Raw genomic sequence first — 21397 nt, forward strand, 5'->3', positions numbered from 1 at the left:
CAGAGTGTTCTGGTTGAATCAAAAACTAAAAATTTTATAAAGCTGACCGCTGTCTAGGTTAGATAGTGGGGGCTGAACTGGGGTTCTCGTTGAATTTATGAGAGCCTCATTTCATTATGTAACAACTTAAGTTCTTTGTTAATAAATGTTGCAGCTATTTGATCCCATTGTTAGCTTGTGAGGGTTCAGTTCTGAGAGGAGTTTCTCTCATCTCTCAACCCGTGCTGAAAATACGATTCTACCGACTCTACAAAGTCATTCGATTCAATATCAGCTCAAAACAAGACCTCAATTTAGGAGGCTTTGCTTTATGGATATTCAAGGAAAAACAGCCCTTGTGACTGGGGCTTCTCGCGGCATAGGACGGGCGATCGCCTTGGAACTAGCTCAGCAAGGGATCAAGCGATTGCTCCTCGTTGCCCGCGATCGCCAACGCTTAGATGCGATCGCCACAGAAATTGAGGGGCTGGAGGTGGAAGTTGTGACCTTGGCTCTAGATTTGTCTCAACCCGTTGCTGTCAGTATTGCGATCGCTCAAGCTTGGCGCGATCATGGCCCGATTCATCTCTTGGTCAACTGTGCTGGCATCGCCCACCAGGCCCCCTTTTTGCAGTCCAAACTATCCAATGTCCAAGACGAGATTGCCGTCAATCTAGTGGGTATGTACACCATTACTCGTCTGATTGCCCGACGCATGGCGGCTCAGCGACAAGGACAAATTGTGAATGTTTCTAGCTTGATGGGTAAGGTAGCGGCTCCCACGATGGCCACCTATTCCGCCACCAAGTTTGCAATTTTGGGATTCACTCAAGCTCTCAGGGGTGAGTTGATGGCTTACAACGTTCAAGTCGCGGCCTTATTGCCCTCGCTGACCGACACCGATATGGTCCGGGAACTCCGCTGGTTCCGCTGGGCCGTCCCCATGACTTCTCAGCAGGTCGCGCAGTCATTGGTGACAGGGGTGCGCAAGGAATCTGCTGAAATTTTAGTCGGATGGCAAGGTCATCTAGTCGCCTGGGGCAACCGGATTGCGCCTGGTTTATTAGAGAAAATCTTGCTGATCGCGGCTCCCTTACCTCGCCATAGACACCCCATGCAGCATATCCCTGCGGCGGATAGTCCAGCGGAACTCTAATCTCCAATCTCATCTCCTAATTGGCCCCAAGGGTGGAAAAACATATCTCCATGCTTGGGGCCAAAACTGCCCCTAAACACCAGCTTAGACATAAGCCTCATACAGGGCAAAAGTCTGGGCTGGGATCTGGGCTGACTCATAAGCTGCTAGTTTCTCTGGCAGAGTTGAACCCGCTCCTAGCCATTTGGGTTCCGCTGTATCTAAGATTTTTTGCCAATTTTGACTATGGCTATCTGCCGCAAAAGTGGCCGCGCGATCGCCAAAATTGATCACTAAAAACACTTGGCTCTCCTCGGCGTATCGACGCATCAACAGCAGCTTATCGGCTTCGCGGCTAGAGACTTCTAAGTGATGTTTGTCTAGCTGCTTCAGAGCGGGATGAGCGCGGCGTAGGTTGATTAAATGTTGATGAAATGCCCACAGCACTTGATGTTTCCCTGTATATTGTTGCTCCCAATTCAGCTTGCTGTTTTGAAAGGTTGCGGCAGCTTGGGGATCGTAGGAATCGCCAGCCACATCTACTTTTTTAAACTCCTCCTCTTTCGATCGCCTTACCATTTCAATCAGTTCCGGGTCTGAGTGACTAATGAAGTAGAAGAAGGGAGCCTCCTCTCCATATTCTTCGCCCATAAACAACATCGGCAGATAAGGAGAAAGCAGAATTGTCCCTGCTGCCAACTTCAACCCTTCAAAGGACGTGAGTTTTGGCAACCTTTCAGCCAACATCCGGTTGCCCACCTGATCATGACTTTGGATATAGACAATAAATTTCTCAGCAGGTTCAGCCGCAGACGAATTGCCGTGGCGACGTTTGCGGTGAGGCGCATACTGCCCAGAATAAACAAAACCTTCCCGTAAAGATTTCTCTAAATCCTGACATCGACCGAAGTCTTGATAATAGTTGTGCTGTTCCCCAGTCAAAAGCGTGTGCAGCGAATGGTGAAAATCATCACACCACTGAGCTGCCAGTGCATAGCCCCCTCGTTCTTTCGGACGAATAATCCGCACATCATTCAGATCACTCTCGGCAATTAAAAAGAGGTTTCTTCCCTGTTGCTGAGAGAGTAACTGCACGCGATCGCTCAACTCATCCAGAAAATGTTTCGCACCCAGATCGAAAATGCCCTGGACTGCATCTAAGCGTAAGCCATCAATGTGAAAAGTTTCTAGCCAATACAAAGCATTGTCGAGGAAGTAGTCGGTGACGCCATCGCTGTAAGCATCATCAAAGTTGAGGGCTTCTCCCCAATCTCCGCCGTATTTTTTCGTGAAGTAAGGACCGAAATCACCTAAGTAGTTGCCTTCTGGCCCCACATGGTTGTAGACCACATCTAAGATCACCGCTAATCCTTGTTGGTGGCAGGCATCGACTAAGCGCTTAAAGCCCTCTGGCCCCCCGTAGGAATTTTGTACCGCATAGGGATAGACGCCGTCATAGCCCCAATTTCGTTCGCCGGGAAATTGTGCCACGGGCATGATCTCGATCGCAGTAATGCCCAATTCTTTTAAGCGAGGGAGATGGGCGATCGCCGCTTCAAAAGTGCCTTCAGGGGTGAAGGTGCCAATATGCAGCTCATAGATGATCAAGTCTTCCTGAGCGATGCCAGACCACCCTGCATCCGTCCAAGCGTAGGCAGACTGATCTACTACCTCCGAGGGGCCATGCACACCTTCTGGCTGCAAGTGAGAGGCGGGATCGGGACGCTCTATCTCACCCGCCTCACCAGCCCACTGATAGACATAGCGCGTGCCTGGTTCTACCCCTTCTGCCGTCACCTGCCAGTAACCATACTCCAGCGATCGCATTGGCAGAATTTGCTGATTGGGAGCCAAGAGTTTAACCGCGACTTGTTGATGCAGCGGTGCCCAAACGGTGAACTGACACCGAGCATCGCCTAAGTAATGAGCGCCTACTTTCACGATCTACTAGTTCCTGTATTGATGAATTTGTTGATGCTCTGCCTATGACTCGCGCCCAGAAGACCAAGTATCGCGCCACTTCACGGTGCCTTCGCTGGCAATGACCCAACGACGAGACACGATGTTCTCACGGAGAGGAGATTGGCCTTCACGCAGCAAGACATATTTGTAATTGATCAACTTACCAGCGCTTTCGTCAAACGGGATTTCCCCAAACCAAGTGTTGGTATTGATGTACTCCAAGGGATAGGCTTTGGCAATATCCCAATTACCCAGTTCGGGGCAGTCGCCAATCACGGCAATTTGCTCACCTAGCTTAGTTTGCACACCGTTGAGTTGCGCCCGTACAATCGTTTGGCCCTTCACTCGTTCACCCACATGGCTCAGCACGATGACATCACGAGGTTCTAGTTCTAAATTGATCAGTTTGCCATCTACCACTTCAAACTTGCGCCGCGTCAGAATGCAAGTATGTTCACCATCTGGCAAATCAGTCACTACCTCTGGCACCTGGCTGGCTTCACCACGATTCATCGCTACGAAACAAACAGAGTCCCGGTAACGCCGGATATAACAATAAACATCGGGAGTGAGATATCTTTGCCACTGTCCACCCATTGCCACTGCTGGGTTAAGGCGACGCAAACCAGACAGTAAACGGATATCTCGATATAGCGGTGTATCGGTATCCCACTGGTTCATCATGGGGCGGTTGTAGGGGTCATCGCCACCGTTGGTATCATCATGTAGATACTGCTCAGTGCCGTAGTAGATACAAGGAATCCCCCGACAGGTCATGATCAACGCGATCGCCACTCTCACCAGATCTGGGTCAGAATTGAGGCTTTGGAAGCGCGGCATGTCGTGATTATCAATAAAGGTAATCAGTTCATTCGCGCCCTTGTAGCGGTGATCCAAGTCAAAAATAGTTTGAATCTCTTGAAATCCTGCCTCTGAACCCTGCGCTAAGGTGGCACGAATAGCTAGACAGAGGCCAAAGTCCAGCATGGTCATGCCTGAGTCATTAGCAAACTCAACGGAGCGATCGCTGAAGGGGCTGCTAAAAATCCACTCACCAAAGATAAATACATCTGGTTTATGGCTCAGAATATCCGCGTTGAACTCCTGCCAAAACCAAATCGGCATGTGCTTCACCGTATCCACCCGCAGCGCATCTACCCCTCGGTCTAACCACTGCTTAATCGCCGATTTGATGTAGTTACGATACTGGATGTTGTTTTCATTAAAGGTAGCCAAACCCGATAACTCGCAGTTTTGCACCTGCCATTCATCTTCCCAGTTGGTCACTTCGCCATAGTGGTGATACCAGTTGTCTTTGTCATCGTTGAAGTCGGCGATCTTGACTCCGTCGTCGTACAGCTCTCCTTTCTTACCGCTGAAGTCGGGATTGCTGTGGTTGCAGACAATATCTAGCACCAACTTCATCCGCCGCTTGTGCATCTCCTCAATCAGGCGATCGAACGTTGTATTTCTCGTTTCCTGCGTGTTATTCAAGGAAGGATCTTCTCCCTCGGCAATAAATCGGGGGTTAATCCGCTTGAAGTCTTTAGTCCAGTAACCGTGGATCGCTGCTTGCGCCACAAACAGATCTTCTACCTGTTCAAACAAAGGAGTGAGCCAGATGGCTGTTACGCCTAGATTTTTCAAATAGTCGAGTTTGTCGATCACACCCTGGAGATCGCCGCCCCAGTATTTGCCCCAATCTTGCCGCTCTGGGTCATACAGCTCAGCGTTGGGACCGATGCTGTTGTCCGGATCGCCATCATGAAAGCGATCGACCACGATGAAGTAGATTGTTTCCTGGCGAAACTCAATGTCTCTCGTGTAGAGAAACTCTAAATCAATTTCGCTATCTGTTTTAGGGGCTTCTACCAGCGATTCAACTTTCTCCTGAGCATTCGTAACTTCATATTGTTCGGTGGAAAGTTGAGAGGGAGGTGTGCTTACCATAGGATTTTTTATACTTCTATAGATTTTTAATGAGTTTTAGCATCACTAGTCTCTAGAGAATGTAACGAATCAAGTCTCTGTTTGTATATCTACCTATGGGTAGGCGATAGGGAGGAATTCTGTTAGTAGCGATCGCGGATCAGGTCACTTTCTGACTGGCTATTTGCTACTAGCTCTTAAGGCGGACGTTCCCATAAATCAGAGACAGCTATCCTTCTGAACATGACCTAACAGGCGATTTTGAGTAGTCAAACTTCATGAACGACATTCAGCGAATCGGAGATTTGGAGATCATCCAAGACTTGGAGTTTCAGCGCCGAGCTTGGGTAGTACAGCGCCTAAGCTGGATTGGATTGGGATTAACTGTTCTAGGTGCATTAGCGGGTTTATTTGGCTCAGGCCCCTTAAGTCAAGGTAAGGCTAGCAGTCCAAGCAATTCGCTACAGTTAGAGTACGATCGCTTTAGTCGCTTCCAAGCCCCAGCCAAGCTGAAAATCATTTTGGGAGCAGGCACTGAGCGGAATGGTCAGGTGAAGGTCTGGGTAAGCCGCCATTATCTAGAAGCAACCGAAGTGCAACAGGTTACTCCACAGCCAGAGTGGGTGGAAGCGAGTTCCGATCGCCTGACCTATGTTTTTCGCGCTAATATCCGCGATCGCCCTACAGCAGTAACCTTTTATTTACAGCCTGAGCAAGTCGGTCTACAAACTGGTCAGGTTGGGCTCACTTCAGGAGCAACCCTCAAGCTCAACCAATTCGTTTATCCATAAAGAATTTATCTATAACCAATGAACTCGGTGCTACGGGCTATTGGGATCTATGTTGTTTTACGAGGGTGATGCGTAAAGCCCCCGCATTTTAATCGGGGGATATCAGCGAATAGCCGAATTTATTCGGCAGTGTCCTCCTTTGGTGGATTGGGTAGGCGATCAATCCAGTCCTCAATCAACTGAGTCATGGTTTTCTTTCTCACTTTTGCGACCTGTCGTAGTTTCTGAAGCCTTGACTCTTCAACTCTGATATTGAGTGTCTTTTTCATTCTATGTCTATACATTGCCTATGCGAATAGGTTATCATAGAACTCATGAAGACACTGAAGTTCAAGCTCTATCAGCACCAGCGCAACCGCTATCTCAAGCGGACGATTAATGCTGCTGGAGTGATCTACAACCACTGCATTGCTCTCCACAAGCGCTACTACCGCATGTGGGGCAAGTACTTGAGTTGTGCGAAACTTCAATCTCATATTGCCAAGCTACGGAAGCGTAAAGTGTTCTGGCAATTAGTCGGCTCTCAGGCTGTACAGGATGTCTGTCAGCGCATTGAGCAGGCATACCAACTGTTTTTTAAGCATCACAAAAAAGGAGTCAGACCACCGGGTTTCAAGAAAGTTAGACGATACAAATCATTCACCCTGAAACAGGCAGGGTACAAATTCCTGGGGGGTAATCGCGTCAAGATTGGAGAGCGGGTTTATCAATACTGGAACTCTAGGGAGATTGAGGGCAAAGTCAAGACTCTGACCATTAAGCGGACTCCGTTAGGGGAGTTGTTTATGGTGGTGGTCGTAGACGCAGGCCAATACCCTGAACCAGAAGTCGCGCCGAGTCGTATCGCGGGCTTTGATTTTGGGTTGAAGTCGTTCCTCACTTGCTCTGAGGGCTTCAGTATTGAATCACCCCAGTTCTTCAAGCAGTCGCTAGCTGCCATTCAGAAGGCTAGCCGTCACCACTCCCGCAAACGCAAAGGCTCTCAGGGTCGTGAAAAAGCTCGGCTCAACTTGGCCCGCAGGCATGAGGATATCGCTAATCGTAGACGGGACTGGTTCTGGAAGTTGGCACACAAGCTGACTGAGCAATTTGATGTGCTGTACTTCGAGACACTAAACCTCAAGGGAATGCAGCGTCTTTGGGGACGAAAGGTGAGTGATCTAGGATTCCGCGAGTTCCTGCAAATTCTCGAATGGGTCGCCATCAAAAAGGGCAAGCACGTCGCCTATATCGACCGTTGGTTTCCCAGTTCTAAGACCTGCTCAAAGTGTGAACATGTTTTGGAATCGCTGGAACTCTCAACCAGACAGTGGCGTTGCCCTTCGTGTCAGTCGGTGAATGACCGCGATGACAACGCCGCAGTGAATATCAAACAGGTTGGGATCTCAACCTGGGGATTAGGGGATGTCAGTCAGGCTCAGCCTGCAATCTCTGTCTGAGTCCCGAATCCCCGTTCTTTAGAGCGGGGAGTGGATCAAATGGATTAGAGCGTCTAGATCAGATCAAATATGCTGTTTTAGAACGGAGTGGCGGAATTTCCATTATTCCTAAATCGTAATTGCTCCTGCTAACTCTCGCTCCCCCGACTCAGCAAGCTACGTGTGCTTCAAAACATAAGGCAAGAAGGCCCGCCGAACTTCCGATGCTCCTTGGAGGCTCGGTTCAATGGTGGCTGTGAACCATGAGGGATCGCCCGTCAGAAAATGAGCATGCAGATCGACTAGCTGACCATAACGGATAGCAATCTCTTGAATCACCGTATTAATGCGTTGGAGATTAGTTCGGGCGATCGCGGGATCAACGCCTAAAAAGTTGCGCGCGTCATCACCAAAAGTAGGATCGTACACATTCCCCAAGAGCACAGGCCGAACGGGGAGCTTCTGCACAAATTCGTCAAGCGCTTTGCCAAAGGTCGTGATTCCTGCGCCCGTATCCCGAATTAATCCGCCTAGGAGATCGTTGCCGCCAATGGTGATCAGAGCGAGGGCTGGCCCCTCCACTCGGAGTCCTTGTCCTTGGGATGACAGCGCCCTTACTGTTGCTCCGTCTTGGGCTCGGTGCTCCAGATGAGCTTGCCCCCGTGATTGCAGGTCTTGACCTTGGAATTCTGGGAACAGGCGATCGTCGTTGCGAACCAGCAGTTGTCCTGGATGAACACCGTAGTCGTTGTACCGCGCACAGTCTAAGATCGAATCGCCGAAGGTGTATAGAGTTACCATGCTTTGCCCACCGCGTTCAACACAGCCGAGAAGTGCCAGCACACTTGCCTCTCCAGCGATCGCTTGGATAAACTGTCGCCTTGTGGGTCGAAATGGAGCCATGACACTCTCCTCCTGAACTGAGCATAGCGTAGCCCCTAAGCCAAGATCTGAATCAGAGGGTAGATTTAGTGGGTTGATCCTGGTCTAGGAGGCTTATGAATTGCCTCAATATGAATTGCCTCAAACGGAGCGATGCTGAAGTTTTCGCAGAATGGGAATCTTCTCATACTGGTTGGGTCGGATTACGTCCCAATAGAGCCCGATTGGGCGAGGGTGAGTGTTTTGAGTCGCGATCGCAGCGTCTGGAGTCACAATCCAGTTAAGCGGCCAGTCATGATGCTGCATAGGTAATCGAGCTGACTCGACAATCTGTAAAGGATGGACGGTTGTCACAATGGGTGTATCCTGCCGAACTAAGCCAAACTCCTGAAGCATGGCTAATTCCAAGTCAGCAAAGCCCGCTCCTTTGCCTGTGCGACCACCATTCTGCGTCACAGCCACACAACCTACCATCACCAGATCGATCGCCTGCATTTCCTCAAAGCTGACCAAACGGCCATAGCTAAGGGCTTTACGAGCGATCGCGGCATCTTCTAAAGCAATCTGGCGTTGCTGCAAATCTTCAGCTTGCAACTCAACAAAACAACGGCTATTTGTTAAGCGTGGCACAGCCATATAGAGGCGTTTTCCTGCTTGGAGTGCCCGAAGCCGCACCGGAATCTGAGCAGAGTCTGGATTGCACTTAATTACCTGAGCTTGTTGCCATGCGGGTAAAGCGGTGAGTTGTGCTGCTGCCTGCTCAGCGCCAACAAAGTTAGGGATATGCCCAAACGGTTCTCCAATGGCTGCTTGCGCTTGTTTAAGGTGTGACCAAATTTCCGCCCTTAAAGCGTCTTTGTCAGCATGATAACCACTCCAAACTGTTGAAACCGAGTTAACCATATCTAGACTCATAAAGTCGTTCAAGTGCGGAATTCTCACCACTTCTACGCTAATCCACCCTGTTGCTTCGTTTCAGGGAAATATAGACTAGGAAAGCATTGAATTTAACGGTGCGCTTTTCATTTTTCTCCCTCTCCCGCCAGTTGCTACCCCAGCTTAGTTCAGGAACTGCCCCATGCCTACTAGAGAAGAAATTCTGCAAAACTTCAACCCTAACGATATTGGCCTCGACAACGGCAATCTCTTAGGTCTGCCCTTTGACTACGAATCTGCTCAAACCATTGTATTTGGTGTTCCTTGGGAAGTCACCGTTTCCTATGGAGCAGGGACAGCCTCAGGCCCACAGCGAGTTCTAGAAGCTTCTCGCCAATTAGATATCTATGATTTCGATGATCCGGATGGCTGGAAGCAAGGTATCTTTATGGCCCCAATTCCAGAGCAAATCCAGCAGAAAAACGAAATGCTGCGGCAAGAGGCGACTCGCATCATTGCTCATATGGAGCAAGGGAAACAAATTGAAGATGAGCCAGAGTTGGCGCAGCTATTGCAAAGGGTGAATCAAGAATGCGAAGCCGTCAATCAATGGCTGTTTGAGCAAGCAAAAACGGCAATGGATCAAGGCAAGCAAGTAGCAGTGATTGGTGGCGATCACAGCGTTCCTCTGGGTTGTATTCAGGCTTTAGGCAAGCGTTATGCAGATTTTGGCATTCTCCACATCGATGCTCATGCCGATCTACGTCAAGCTTATGAAGGCTTTGAATATTCCCATGCCTCGATTATGTTCAATGCGCTGAAAGTCCCTCAAGTCTCGAAGCTGGTTCAGGTTAGCATCCGAGACTTTTGCCACGATGAGGTTAATCTAATTCAGCAATCTGGTGGACGGATCTCGACCTACTACGATCCCATGCTGAAGCAAAAACTTTATGCAGGTGTGCCTTGGTTAGAACTGTGCCAACAGATGGTGGCTGAGCTGCCGCATCAGGTTTACATCAGCTTTGATGCCGACGGTCTAGACCCTAAGCTCTGTCCCAACACTGGCACTCCCGTTCCTGGTGGTTTGGAATTAGAGCAAGCTTTTTGTCTATTCCGAGAAGTCGTCAATAGTGGTCGGGAAATCATCGGCTTTGATGTTTGCGAAGTTGGCGATGATGAGTGGGATGGCAATGTCGGCGCGAGGGCCGTTTACAAGCTTTGCAATTTAATGGCTCTGTCACGCTCTGCTGCGGCTATCCCAGCCTTGACTTAATTGTTTTAGGGCGATCGCTTGGCTACATCCAACAGATGCAGCGTTTTGTCATCGCGGCATTTTGTCATCGCGATCGCCTTGAAAAACCTTATCTAACAGTTGGTGAAAGACTGATTCCTCCGGTGACACAGATGAAATCTAATCAACCTTATCAACCGTTTCTCTTTCGCTTGTTGCATGGTCTCACGGGTCTGTTTCTAGTCACCGCCATTCTGACAGCTTTCTGGACATACAACACCTATGATGGCCGTTGGGGAACTATTCCGCTCCCCTCCTTCCGAGAGATTGAAGGCATACATGGAACCTTTGGGCTCTATACGTTGTTGATATTTCCGGCGTTTGTCATCTACTCCTGCCATCAAGGACGGAAGCGGTTGGTTCAGCCTGATTCATTCGCCAAACTAACACAGGTTGGTAAGCCGATCTGGTGGTATACCCTCAACCGTTTTGCCAATACATTTGCCCTGCTGGCATTAACGTTTGCTCTCTTTAGCGGCAAAATGATGGATGAAACTTGGTTGCCAAAAGGAGAATTAAATCATACCTGGTACTATGCTCACTTAATAGCCTGGGTGTTGATGGTAGCGGCGATCGCCCTTCACCTGTTGATGACTGCCAAAGTGGGTGGAGTATCCCTCCTGCTGTCTATGCTCCAATGGCAATTCCGTGAGCAGGATAGCCCAACTCTATGGTCTAGCCATGTGTCGCAATGGTGGTCAAGTGTCCGCCAAGGTTCCTGGTCAGCCTGGTCTTTATTCTCGCACTCTTTAGGAGGGCTAGAGATGGCTATCTTTTTCAGCCTGATTGCAGCCTGGATGATACCGTTGTTTAAGTAGTTAAGTTTTGCCAGTCCAGCTTGCCCGCATGGACTTTAACCACGTTAACCGGGATATCTTCTGGAAGCAAGGTCGTGAGCACCTCGTCATCCAGTGATGACAGGACAGCTAACCGATTGGCTTGTTGTTCAATACTCTTCTCAAACAAATTACGCACAACTCTAGCATTACCAAAGGTCTGATTTCGATTGGTATAGAGTTCTGAAAACAGCATTTGCAGCTTCTCTCTGGTGGCGGAAGTCAGGCGGAAATGGCTTTTGCCAGACATCTTTTCAAAAATGGCAAGTAACTCTTCTGGCTTGTAGTGGTTGAAGTAAAAATAGCGATTAAACCGAGATTTTAAGCCAGGATTAGATTCAATAAAAGTGGTCATTTCATCGGTGTAACCTGCCACGATAATAACTAGGCGATCGCGATAATCTTCCATCCGTTTGAGCAAAACATCGATCGCTTCTTGACCAAAATCGCGTCCAGCTTCTTTAGGAACTAGGGCATAGGCTTCGTCAATAAACAGAACTCCATCTAGAGCCGAGTTAATTAATTCATCTACTTTCTGGGCTGTTTGGCCCACATAACCCGCTACTAAACCTGTGCGATCGGTTTCTACTAAATGCCCTTTCTTCAGAAACCCAAGTCCATGATAGATCCGCCCCATTAACCGAGCTACAGTGGTTTTCCCGGTTCCAGGTGGCCCACAGAATACCGCATGGAGGGATACTGAAGTTTGAGCTAAACCTCGCTCAGCTCGTACTTTCTGGATTTTGAGGAAATTAGTTAAAGTTCTGACCTCTTCTTTAATATTTTCCATCCCAATCAAATCATTCAACTCAGCTAGTGCCTGCTCCAGAATTTCTTCTGGATTATCCGTGGCTTGAGTTGCGGTGGCTTCAGGGTTTGCCGAATTTGGGTTAGAGCTTGATGTAGAGCTTTGTGTAATTGGAGCAAGGTGAGAAACAGCTTTTAATCCTGCTTGATAATTCTCTAGCTTCTGATAGGAGTGTAATAGTTGCCAAATTAAAGACAAAGATTCTAAATCTTGCAAATCTACGGCATTATCAGCTTTAATAATAACCTGAGCAAACTTGTAGATGGCATTGATCATCTCTCCCAAATAGTTTGTTCCTTTCTCCTCATCTAATTGATTCAAAATGGAAGGCAAAATCAATTGTTCAGGCTGTTGATCTTTAGTGAAATCTAGCAGGAGCTGCAACGTGATTTTTTGATATTGCAACTGCGCTTCCGTAGAAGTTTCCCATAGATTAACGGCAGCATTGAGTTTATCCGCATCTTGCTTAATTAGGGCATAAATTACCAAATAGGCCAGTAATTCCGCAGAACTTAACCTACCAGTGCTGCGTCCACAGACTTGTACAATTTTTGCTAAGTCCATCAAGATCGCATCGCCAAATCTATTATCTACGCTCAAGAGTGGCGAGAGAGATTTATAGAGCAGATTAGCTTCTTTTCTCAGCAGTCGGAAATTCACAAAGTGTTTGAAATCCACAAAAGGCTCCTCTATTGGCGATCGCTGGTCAGCTAACAACGCTTCGTTTCATTCTGCTGAATTTTAATCTGTTTTTGGGCGTCAGCCTCATTAGGAGCGAATATAGCTCAATTCAGAACTTGATCACTGCTTTTTCTGTACCTATCAGCTTAGAAGAAATCGAAAGAATTGGTGAACGGGAAGGCTGGCGCGTATTTCCAGCTAACCAAGATGGCTTGTTTGATGTGGTTGAGTTCTGGGTAGAAAACCGCTTGATGCTACAACTTTTGACTCCAGCGATCGTTCAGAAGTATCTCAATCTTTTCAGCCCAGAGAGCATCGAGAAGTTTGCCCAAGAATTTACTACCGCAGAAGCCCGTCGCTAATCAGCTTCCCTTAGGCGATCGCCTCTCTGTAGAAAGTCTGCATCTCTGTAAACCACTGCTGGCGCGAGTCATCCCAGCTATAAAACATATGTCCACCCTGAAAATGTTTTAGTGTCAAGTTAGGGCGAATTTCAGGGTTGAGCTTCATGAGATCCGCTAGATGGTTTGAGGCAAAATAGGGAGTGACTAAATCAAAAAAGCCGTGGGTGATATACACCTGCATATAAGGATTTAGCGTCATTCCTACCCGCAGGTCATCGACTGCACCAATGAAGCCTTGTTTCAACTCTCCCTTGAGGTCAAACTGCCAAGCTTTGAAAGTTTCCAAATTGAGGAGATGATAAGTTAAGTCTGTTTCCACACCCAAGGTATCGCGCAAGTGACTGTTGATCGCTCCTGTAAACAGGCGATCGAGTCCATCTAGAGTGGGGTCAATGCCTTGGTAAACGGTGCGATCGGGAAAGGGATCGATCGCGGTAATGGAGGCATCATACAAACCAACAATCCGCTGGCGATCGCGCAACAGTTCTCTCGAAAAGACTTCAATATCAACCCGCCCCGCCTGTCTCTCTACCAAAGACAGCGGCAAGCCAATCAAATTAGCGATCTGCTGATAGGCTGTTTGACGTTCCTCGGTGCTCAGGGCATCTCCCATTGCTAGTAGCGGAATTAGCGTCTTACGGGCAAAAAGTTCGGCTGCGGCCATATGGGTAGATAGATCTCCCGGTTCTCCAGCCCACTGAGCGCGTCCATGATGAGCTGCGGCTGCGGCCAAGGAAGGCAATAGAGTCGCCCAAGAGGTGAGGTTGTAATCATTACCGCCTAGTAAGCTGAATTCTAAGGCAGGAGAGATTAAGATCGCTCCAGAAAGACCAATGCCAAACTCTTGCTGTAGCTTGCGAGCCAACTTAGCCACCCGGAAGCCACCATAGCTTTCTCCGGCGATAAAGATGGGAGACAACCAACGTTTGCGGCGCGAGAGAAATCTTTGGATAAACTCTCCTAACGCCTTCAAATCTCGCTCAACTTCCCAAAACTCCACTTCCTTGGGTTTATCGCTTTCTTGAGAATTAGCTGACTCACCCGACTTATCCTGTTTATCTTTATCCGCTGGTAAACTGCGGCTAAAACCAGTCCCAATTGGGTCAATAAACACCAAATCCGTGAAACTGAGCCAACTTTCAAGATTATCGACTAATCGTACCGGAGGTTTTGGCAAACCACCATTGGTATCAAAGTAGATCCGCTTTGGCCCTAACGCACCCATGTGTAGATAGGCAGAAGCAGCCCCAGGCCCACCATTAAACACAAAAGTCAGAGGGCGAGCCGTTGCTTCATCCGCTTCAGCCAGGTAAGCGACATGGAACATTTCCGCCACAGGCTTTTCTTGGTCAAACAGAGTTTGCCACTCGGCTGAGGCTGTATAGCGAATCCGGCGATCGCTCAGCGCTAGAGCATGTTCGGTAGTGCTAGACTTACGGACTACAGCGGGAGAAGTTTCAGACATAGGCTCAGGTAGAGCAAAAGTTCAGATGGAGGTAGTCTTTAGACTAGCATTCAGAATAATTCCTGGAAGTCAGCAATCATCACTGCCTCAAGTATTAAAAGAAGGATCAGGCCAATCCAGGAAAGTCGGTTAGATAGTTGGCTCGGATGGCGTTGCCGTCTAAACCCTAAGGCTAAGCTACAAATCTGTAGCACTGAAGCCAAGAGCAACAATCCGAGAAGCCATAAAAAGCCAGGGCCAGGGCCGTAAAGCAAAAATCCAGTGAAGTCCAGTGGTTTTACTCCAGGTGCCATCCCTAGGAGAATGAGGAAAAGCATCAGTAGACTACCAACTAGCGACAGCAGCCAAAACAAAATCCTGATAACTAGATTCATAGACTCAGCAGGTTATCTAGCAGCGCAACGATAGAGTTGATAGGGCACGCCAATACGATGATAGTTCTCTTCGTCGCGATCGCAAGTCACCACTTCAGCTTTCAAATTAGATTGGCTCGGTAAACTCAGCTGCTCTGGAAATTCTTGACGCCTTAAACCACTACCGACAATCCACAAGTTCGGTGAACTAGAGACAGGCGGCTGGACATTCGCTAGATTTTGCCAAAATTGGCTGTAGGTCGGTTGGCGACTCAAGAAACCAAAGGAGATGTTTTGGTTGATGTCTGGCAAGATGAGCGATCGCCGATGCACTTCTAAGTCAAAGCTGAGTCCTAGCGCCACTTCCAAGAGCGTGTCATACCCCGTCACGACTACCAAAGGTTTAGCGGGTTCTAGCAGAAAATTTTCAGCGACTCGTTGTGGCTGGTAGGGTTTCTGAAAGATTAAACCCAGTCCTAAAAAGATACAACTGAGGAAGCCGACCAATAAGACACTAAGCTGAACTCGGTAGGCTGTCCAGTAGTGCTGCCAAGATATTTTTTCAGGCCAGGGATGATTTTGAAACAGCCGAGCTAAACTGGCTCCCAGCAAAGCACAAACTGCTGGATAGTAGACAAAGTTGTAGCGAGGCACCACTGTAATGTCTTTACCCAAGACATAAACAATCCCCAAAAATTCCAGTACCACACAAAGGATAAAACTACTTAGGGTGATCGTAGCCAAATGGGTTTCTGGCTCTCTCCACAACTGTTTCAAGCCACGAATAGCATATCGCCCCAACCAGACTGCAAACACCAACATTAGTAGAGCGGCTGGAATCGCGATCCAGAGCGGTTGATTCTCGACAGGAAAGGAGACCACCATGATCAACCAAGCCGCAGGTAGTTGGTAGAGCGGTGCCAGTTTGTCGAGCCAACTGGGTTGAAAAGGAGATAGCCAATCAGTCTCTGGACGACCTGTGTGGCTAAGTAATGTTGGAATCCAAGGGAGATAGCTCAACGCCACACCAGAAATGGCTAGGGCGATCGCTCCCCAATGATAACGAGAGATTCTGGAGCGTTGCCAAACTGCCACCCCGACTAGGGTAACCACTTGCCCCACAAACGCTAACAAGAAAAAGTAATGGATATAGAAGCCAATGCCGTTGACCAAAATCCAACCGAGCCAAGGCAATGGTCTGATCCGCCGCGATCGCCACAGATCCTGTTGCATCTGCACTAACCCCAACAGTGCCAGCGTAATCAACAACATCGGCAAAGTGTAGTGACGCGCCTCTTGGGAGAGATAAACCGCAAAAGGAGATACCGCCATCAGAGCTGCTGCCATCAATCCTGCTTTGGGAGAGAAAGCGACCCGATTTAGGCCATAGATGGCTATGATTACCGCAACCCCAAATAAAGCAGGGAGCGATCGCAGCTTCCATACCCACGACTGCGCCAATGGATTAATCCACTGCAACCAGCCATTCAGCAAGCAAAAGAACAGCGGTGGATGCACAGATTCTGTGCTGACAGTTTGGGCGATTTGCGGGCAACTAACCCCCGCCTTGAGCGTAAACACCTGCTCCAAAACCGTATGGGGAAACAGCACATTCAGCGGCACATCATAGTAGCTGCGACCAAAGCTAAAAATGGCCGTAATCACTTCATCCAGCCAGAGGGGTTTGGCATCCAAATTCCAGAAGCGTAAAGCTGTCCCCAGAGCGATCGCCCCAACCAAAGCCAAATAGTGTAAACGTTTCATGCGCCCAAGATCTCGTCATCCACGGAAAAGTCTACTGCTGCTTTGTTCCGACCGGAGACGAGATAATCCTGGTGAAACGAGTCTTGCAGACCAAAAACTAGATCAAACTTGGGCTGCCAGTTAAGTTCGGCGATCGCCTTCTGCACAGAGGCAAAGAAGTGTTGGGCTCGGAGGGGGAAGGCTTTCCGCTTACCAAAATCAAACTGTTTGGGATCGTAATGCACAATTTCAACCGCATCCGCAGACTTACCCGCAGCTACAGCACAAGCCCGCGCCAAACCATCAAACGTAACATAGCGATCGCCAGAGACATTGTAAATTTGTCCGATTGCTGCGGGGTTGCCTAACACATTTACCATTGCTTGAGCTAAATCCTGCACATGCCCTAGTTGCGTCAGGTGCAGCCCGTGTCCTGGGATCAGAATCGGGCGATCGCGAACAATGCGGTCAAAAAACCAAGCTTCTAAGTCGTTGTAGTTTTGCGGGCCGTAGATATAAGTAGGACGAATTGAGGTAAACGGTAATCCCTGTTCTGCTAGATAAGCTTCTGTCTCATGCTTACCCCGATGCCGACTTTTAAGATCTACCGCATCTCCTTCCACATGCGGCATTTGATCTGATTTCAAATACACACCCGCCGAACCCATATAGACAAAATGTTGCACTTTATCTTTGAACAGTTCCGCTAACGGTTGAGTATCGCTCACCTCTCGACCGTTGTTATCAAAGATGGCATCAAATGATTCTGTGGCTAATTTTTCCTTGAGTTGAGCAGGATTTGTGCGATCGCCATGAATTTGCTGCACCCCCGCTACCGGAGCAGGTTTATTCCCTCGATTAAACAAAACCACTTCATGACCCTGCTCAACTAGAATCCGGGTCAGGTAAACCCCGATAAATCGAGTACCACCCATGATCAAAATTCGCATGCTCCACATCCCTCATAACACAGCTTTATTATCTTAGGACGTGGGAGGGGAGAAGTTAGGAATCAGGGGTTAGGAACCAGAAGCCAGGAATCAGGAGTTGAGAGACTTACTCCCTGGATAAATAGCTCAAAACCCCTCTCCGAGCAGAGAAGGGTTGAAAAAGAGAGTTGCAGGTTTTTCACCATAGCCTAGATTTATGCACTCTGAAGTTTCCCCGTTTTAACTAGGCGATCGATGGCAACTTTTACGTCTTGTTGGGGATAATTTAGCTGGTATGCAATCATCGTGGCGCTCCAAACTGGACGGCGCTGAACTACATCCAACACTCTTTGCTCTAAGTTATTCATTGGAATTGCTCCTCTGCAAAACTTTGGGCTGTCATTCTCTTGATATTAACTTTCGTGATGAAGTTATAAATCCACCAATCAGCGCAGATTTCGCTGCTACAAAAACGGCATACCTACGATTAATCACCCTTAAGTTAGGAATTGAACCAATATTAAAGATTATAGGTGGAGTTGAGTTATGGCAATTTTGCCAGAGAAACAAACATCCACATCGCTTCCGGGGGTGCGATCGCGCTTCGAGTATTCTCCTTTATAAATCAGAGAATCTCCTTCGACCCCATAGTCAATGGGTAAGGGTTGCTTGCAGGAATCACAAAACACCATTTCTGGATCAGGATCACTTGGTTCTAGATGAGGGAGATTGACATTCCAAAATCTACCCAGTTCTAGGGGGCGTTGATGCAGCTCTACCAAGACTTGGGCAGTCCAACGAGCGGCTCTATCCCAGTCCACAGGGCGTCTACCTTTGCGGTAATGAGATATGGCAACCCCTGGAATTCCGTGTAGTGCTGCTTCTCTGACGGCGGCAACGGTTCCAGAAATATAGACATCTGCGCCCAAGTTTCCCCCAGCATTGATTCCAGAGAGGACAAACTGGACTTTGGGAAAGAGATGACTGATGCCGACACGGACACAATCGGCAGGGGTGCCTCCGATCGCATACTCGGCGGGCGATCGCTGCTCGATGTGAATCGGAGTGGTAGTCGTGACCCGATGCCCACAGCCAGACCACTCCAGTTTGGGGGCCACAACTACCCCTGCTCCATTCACTGCCTTTTGCAACGCTCGGATTCCAGGGGCATCGATACCGTCATCATTGGTGAGAATTAGAGTCATACTGGGTTAGTTGCTGGATCAGCGCAAGCACAAGGGGAATTGGCCTTATTCTAAGGGGGCGATCGCGCAGTTGATCAGGTGACTACTCAATTAGAATGAGGTCAAATAGAATGAGGTCAAAGGTCTGCCCCATCTTCTTAACTTGAGGCACGATGGATTTTAGTCAATCGCTAGCCAACAAACGAGACACCATTGTCCAGAACTGGATCGATGCAGTTCACCAGGATCGACAGATTCCAGCGGCTGATGAGTTGCCACGCTCGGCGATTCGGGATCATCTGCCTGAAGTGCTCGTTGCAATGGTCAGTGTGCTCTCCCATTCTCAAGACAGTGATATTCAATTTATTGTCTGCAGAAGTTTGGCGCATGGGACTTTGCGGGCGGCTCAAGGTTTTGCACCCAACGAGATTGCCCGAGAGTATCACCTCTTACGGCGGGTCATTTTTTCGACTCTAGAGATTGATTTCCTAGAGGGGACGGTGCCGGAAGTGATGCGAGTCTACAACTTGATTGACACGACCATTGATGAAGCGATTACCCAGTGCTTTAACAGCTATGTGGAGGAACGCTTGTGTGAGTTGCAGCAACTCCAAAGCCAAGCAGAACTGACTAATCAGGAATTAACTCGCTTAGTGAAGGCTAATCAAGATAATCTGTCGCAGTTAGCTCATGAGCTGAAAAATCCCCTCAACTCCATCATTGGATACTCAGAGCTGGTTTTGCGGGCTTCTCGGAAAGCTCCTGAGCCGCGAGATGCCACGCCTCACTTAGAGCACATTGAACAAGTGCTACGCAATGGTAGGCGACTACTGCGCTTAATCAATGATGCCCTAGAAATTTCCCGCTATGAGGCAGGGAAGATGGAGTTGCATTTAGAAGCAACGGAGGTGCGTTACATCGTCAAGGATGTGGTGGAGATGCTCACTCCTCTAGCGGATACCAAATCCTTAGAGGTTGTGGTTGATTGCGATCGCGCCCCCGAAACAATACTCACAGATCCGCTGCGCCTACAGCAAATTCTCACCAACCTCTTGAGTAATGCGATTCGCTATACTGAGTCGGGCACCATTTGGCTCACCTGCCAGACCTTAGGCGATCGCCAATGGTCGCTTGTCGTCAAGGACACAGGGATTGGGATTTCTCCAGAAGAACAGTTGCTAGTCTTTGATCCCTTTTATCGAGCTGAGAACAACAACGTGCATGTCCCGGACAGTACTGGTTTAGGTTTGGCGATCGTCTTACAGCTCGTTAATCTGATGCAAGGTAAGATTTCGCTGGCATCAGAGGTTGGAGTCGGATCTACCTTCACTGTAATTTTGCCCCTAGAGGTCAAAACCCAGATAACCTAAGGTTTCATAGAGAGTTTGGCTTTCCAAAAGCGCGAAAAACCAACTCTCCATGAAACTCTCCATGAAACTTGACTACGAAACCTGACCACAAAACACTATTGCGCAGGACTCATGGTGTCTTTCAAACGCAAAAATGCGTTAATTCTTGCTATTAACTCGTCATACTCGATCGGTTTGCGGATGAAATCATTCGCTCCTAAGTCCAATCCTTCTGGAGCGCTAGCATCTTCAGACGCTGTAATTAGAATCACAGGGATAAACGGTAGGCTCTGATCTTGCCGAATCCGCCGAGTCAATTCGTAGCCATCCATACCAGGCATCATGGCGTCAATCAGCGCTAGATCTGGGATAGAAGATTCAAGTATCGCTAATGCGGCTTTACCACTTTTCGCGCTATCAACTTCAAACCCCTCTTCGAGCAAAATTGCTTCTAAAAGAGATAAATTATCAGCAATGTCATCGACAATCAAGATGCGTTTATTTTGGCGATGAGCTTGAGCAAAAGACATAAAATTAATTTTTAGGTGGAGGTGTTATGGCCTTTTATCATAGTGATGGAGTCGCTGATTTACCTCCGTCTTAGGGTGATCTCAGTTGTGAGCTACCTCAAACCCAGATCATTCAAGACTCTTTCAAGACCGTTTCAAGCCGAGACTAGCTCGTCCTCGTAGTATGCTCCCTGGGCGGCTGGATCAAATTCGAGTGGAAACTGGGTGGCTGCATCATAGATGGCTTGCTGAAAATCTGCCTCCGCTAACTCAGCACCCGATAAATTAGCTCCTTTTAAGTTGGCTGCTCTCAGACTGGCTTGAAGCGCCTGCTAAGTTAAGCCGACTAAGATTAACTGCATGGAAGTCCCGTTGGCCTTCTAAGTACCGTTGTAGCAGCTCGTAGTCGTACATCTGCTGTACCTCCGCAGGTTTGTCTGAACTCCACTCAGTTCTAGAGTTCCCTTGCATCAGTACGCTGTGTATAGATTGTACGGAAATTTACATTGCTACCTTAAACCACTGATCTCAGAGCCTGGTCTCAGAGTGTGATTTCAGCCTGTGATCTCAGAGTAGCGATCGCCCCACCTGAAACGTCCTTACCTAGGCCATTTGTTGCAAGCTAGCTTTTACGCAACTCAAGGATAAACAGGCATCGTCGCGTCAGAAGTCATGCCAAAGCTTAAGAACGAGGGAGCTACAGTGTTTGCGGTCTCAGCCGTTCTCAAGCCTAGACTTAGCAAGCCAGTGATGAGCGTTGCTAGCAAGAGTTTCTCTGCCATGATGTTGGCCCTCTCAGCTCAATTCCATAGTCCAAAGATACTTCTTAGGTCAGAGATGGCTCTGCCACTAGAAACGAAATCGTCTTTCATC

Annotated in this window: 21 protein-coding genes; 7 read left to right on the forward strand and 14 right to left on the reverse strand. The window is 48.4% G+C overall.

Annotated elements, in window-relative coordinates; genetic code table 11:
* The first annotated feature begins 310 nt into the window (after positions 1–310).
* Positions 311–1135, forward strand: coding sequence for an SDR family NAD(P)-dependent oxidoreductase (locus tag KME12_06050; protein MBW4487336.1), 825 nt, complete (start codon positions 311–313; stop codon positions 1133–1135).
* An 84-nt stretch (positions 1136–1219) separates the two neighbouring features.
* Here KME12_06050 and treZ read toward each other — a convergent pair whose 3' ends face one another.
* On the reverse strand, positions 1220–3055 hold the full coding sequence (gene treZ / locus KME12_06055; protein MBW4487337.1) for a malto-oligosyltrehalose trehalohydrolase: 1836 nt from the start codon (positions 3053–3055) through the stop codon (positions 1220–1222).
* A 42-nt stretch (positions 3056–3097) separates the two neighbouring features.
* Positions 3098–5026, reverse strand: coding sequence for a cyclomaltodextrin glucanotransferase (locus tag KME12_06060; GenBank protein MBW4487338.1), 1929 nt, complete (start codon positions 5024–5026; stop codon positions 3098–3100).
* A 257-nt stretch (positions 5027–5283) separates the two neighbouring features.
* Here KME12_06060 and KME12_06065 point away from each other — a divergent pair, with 257 nt between their 5' ends.
* Positions 5284–5796: a hypothetical protein gene (locus tag KME12_06065; GenBank protein ID MBW4487339.1), complete on the forward strand. Its 513-nt coding sequence runs from the start codon at positions 5284–5286 to the stop codon at positions 5794–5796.
* 314 nt (positions 5797–6110) lie between these two features.
* The gene (locus tag KME12_06070; GenBank protein ID MBW4487340.1) at positions 6111–7235 is read left to right on the forward strand and encodes a transposase; all 1125 of its coding nucleotides are present in this window, start codon (positions 6111–6113) and stop codon (positions 7233–7235) included.
* Between the two features lie 156 nt (positions 7236–7391).
* Here the strand turns inward: KME12_06070 and KME12_06075 are convergent, their stop codons facing one another.
* Together KME12_06075 and KME12_06080 are read right to left on the reverse strand one after the other, a co-directional pair.
* On the reverse strand, positions 7392–8117 hold the full coding sequence (locus tag KME12_06075; protein ID MBW4487341.1) for an SGNH/GDSL hydrolase family protein: 726 nt from the start codon (positions 8115–8117) through the stop codon (positions 7392–7394).
* A 120-nt stretch (positions 8118–8237) separates the two neighbouring features.
* Positions 8238–8999, reverse strand: coding sequence for a 5-formyltetrahydrofolate cyclo-ligase (locus KME12_06080; GenBank protein ID MBW4487342.1), 762 nt, complete (start codon positions 8997–8999; stop codon positions 8238–8240).
* A 175-nt stretch (positions 9000–9174) separates the two neighbouring features.
* Here KME12_06080 and KME12_06085 point away from each other — a divergent pair, with 175 nt between their 5' ends.
* Positions 9175–10245, forward strand: coding sequence for an arginase family protein (locus KME12_06085; GenBank protein MBW4487343.1), 1071 nt, complete (start codon positions 9175–9177; stop codon positions 10243–10245).
* Positions 10246–10376: 131 nt separating this feature from the next.
* On the forward strand, positions 10377–11081 hold the full coding sequence (locus tag KME12_06090) for a cytochrome b/b6 domain-containing protein (protein ID MBW4487344.1): 705 nt from the start codon (positions 10377–10379) through the stop codon (positions 11079–11081).
* Here the strand turns inward: KME12_06090 and KME12_06095 are convergent.
* The gene (locus tag KME12_06095) at positions 11074–12585 is read right to left on the reverse strand and encodes an AAA family ATPase (GenBank protein MBW4487345.1); all 1512 of its coding nucleotides are present in this window, start codon (positions 12583–12585) and stop codon (positions 11074–11076) included. The genes KME12_06090 and KME12_06095 overlap by 8 nt on opposite strands.
* 74 nt (positions 12586–12659) lie before the next feature.
* On the opposite strand from KME12_06095, the gene KME12_06100 reads away from it, so the two are divergent.
* Positions 12660–12950, forward strand: coding sequence for a hypothetical protein (locus tag KME12_06100; protein ID MBW4487346.1), 291 nt, complete (start codon positions 12660–12662; stop codon positions 12948–12950).
* 10 nt (positions 12951–12960) lie between these two features.
* Here the strand turns inward: KME12_06100 and KME12_06105 are convergent, their stop codons facing one another.
* From KME12_06105 to surE, 5 genes are all read right to left on the reverse strand, one after another.
* Positions 12961–14457: a peptidase S10 gene (locus KME12_06105; protein ID MBW4487347.1), complete on the reverse strand. Its 1497-nt coding sequence runs from the start codon at positions 14455–14457 to the stop codon at positions 12961–12963.
* Positions 14458–14843: 386 nt separating this feature from the next.
* Positions 14844–16574: a glycosyltransferase family 39 protein gene (locus KME12_06110; GenBank protein MBW4487348.1), complete on the reverse strand. Its 1731-nt coding sequence runs from the start codon at positions 16572–16574 to the stop codon at positions 14844–14846.
* A complete protein-coding gene (locus tag KME12_06115) occupies positions 16571–17503 on the reverse strand; it encodes an NAD-dependent epimerase/dehydratase family protein (protein ID MBW4487349.1) in 933 nt (310 codons plus the stop codon). Before KME12_06115 ends, KME12_06110 begins: the two co-directional genes overlap by 4 nt.
* Before the next feature lie 194 nt (positions 17504–17697).
* Positions 17698–17850: a hypothetical protein gene (locus tag KME12_06120; GenBank protein ID MBW4487350.1), complete on the reverse strand. Its 153-nt coding sequence runs from the start codon at positions 17848–17850 to the stop codon at positions 17698–17700.
* Positions 17851–18009: 159 nt separating this feature from the next.
* Complete coding sequence (surE, locus tag KME12_06125) at positions 18010–18687, reverse strand: 5'/3'-nucleotidase SurE (protein MBW4487351.1); 678 nt, start codon at positions 18685–18687, stop codon at positions 18010–18012.
* 152 nt (positions 18688–18839) lie between these two features.
* On the opposite strand from surE, the gene KME12_06130 reads away from it, so the two are divergent.
* On the forward strand, positions 18840–20036 hold the full coding sequence (locus KME12_06130; GenBank protein ID MBW4487352.1) for a sensor histidine kinase: 1197 nt from the start codon (positions 18840–18842) through the stop codon (positions 20034–20036).
* Between the two features lie 95 nt (positions 20037–20131).
* Here KME12_06130 and KME12_06135 read toward each other — a convergent pair whose 3' ends face one another.
* From KME12_06135 to KME12_06150, 4 genes are all read right to left on the reverse strand, one after another.
* Positions 20132–20545 carry a response regulator gene (locus tag KME12_06135; protein ID MBW4487353.1) on the reverse strand — a complete coding sequence of 138 codons (414 nt, stop codon included), beginning with the start codon at positions 20543–20545 and terminating at the stop codon, positions 20132–20134.
* A 134-nt stretch (positions 20546–20679) separates the two neighbouring features.
* Positions 20680–20838 carry a pentapeptide repeat-containing protein gene (locus KME12_06140; protein ID MBW4487354.1) on the reverse strand — a complete coding sequence of 53 codons (159 nt, stop codon included), beginning with the start codon at positions 20836–20838 and terminating at the stop codon, positions 20680–20682.
* The gene (locus tag KME12_06145; protein MBW4487355.1) at positions 20810–20995 is read right to left on the reverse strand and encodes a hypothetical protein; all 186 of its coding nucleotides are present in this window, start codon (positions 20993–20995) and stop codon (positions 20810–20812) included. Before KME12_06145 ends, KME12_06140 begins: the two co-directional genes overlap by 29 nt.
* A 167-nt stretch (positions 20996–21162) precedes the next feature.
* Complete coding sequence (locus KME12_06150) at positions 21163–21306, reverse strand: hypothetical protein (GenBank protein MBW4487356.1); 144 nt, start codon at positions 21304–21306, stop codon at positions 21163–21165.
* Positions 21307–21397: the final 91 nt, after the last annotated feature.

The sequence above is a fragment of the Trichocoleus desertorum ATA4-8-CV12 genome (assembly GCA_019358975.1).
In the GTDB taxonomy this organism is placed as follows: Bacteria; Cyanobacteriota; Cyanobacteriia; order FACHB-46; family FACHB-46; genus Trichocoleus; species Trichocoleus desertorum_A.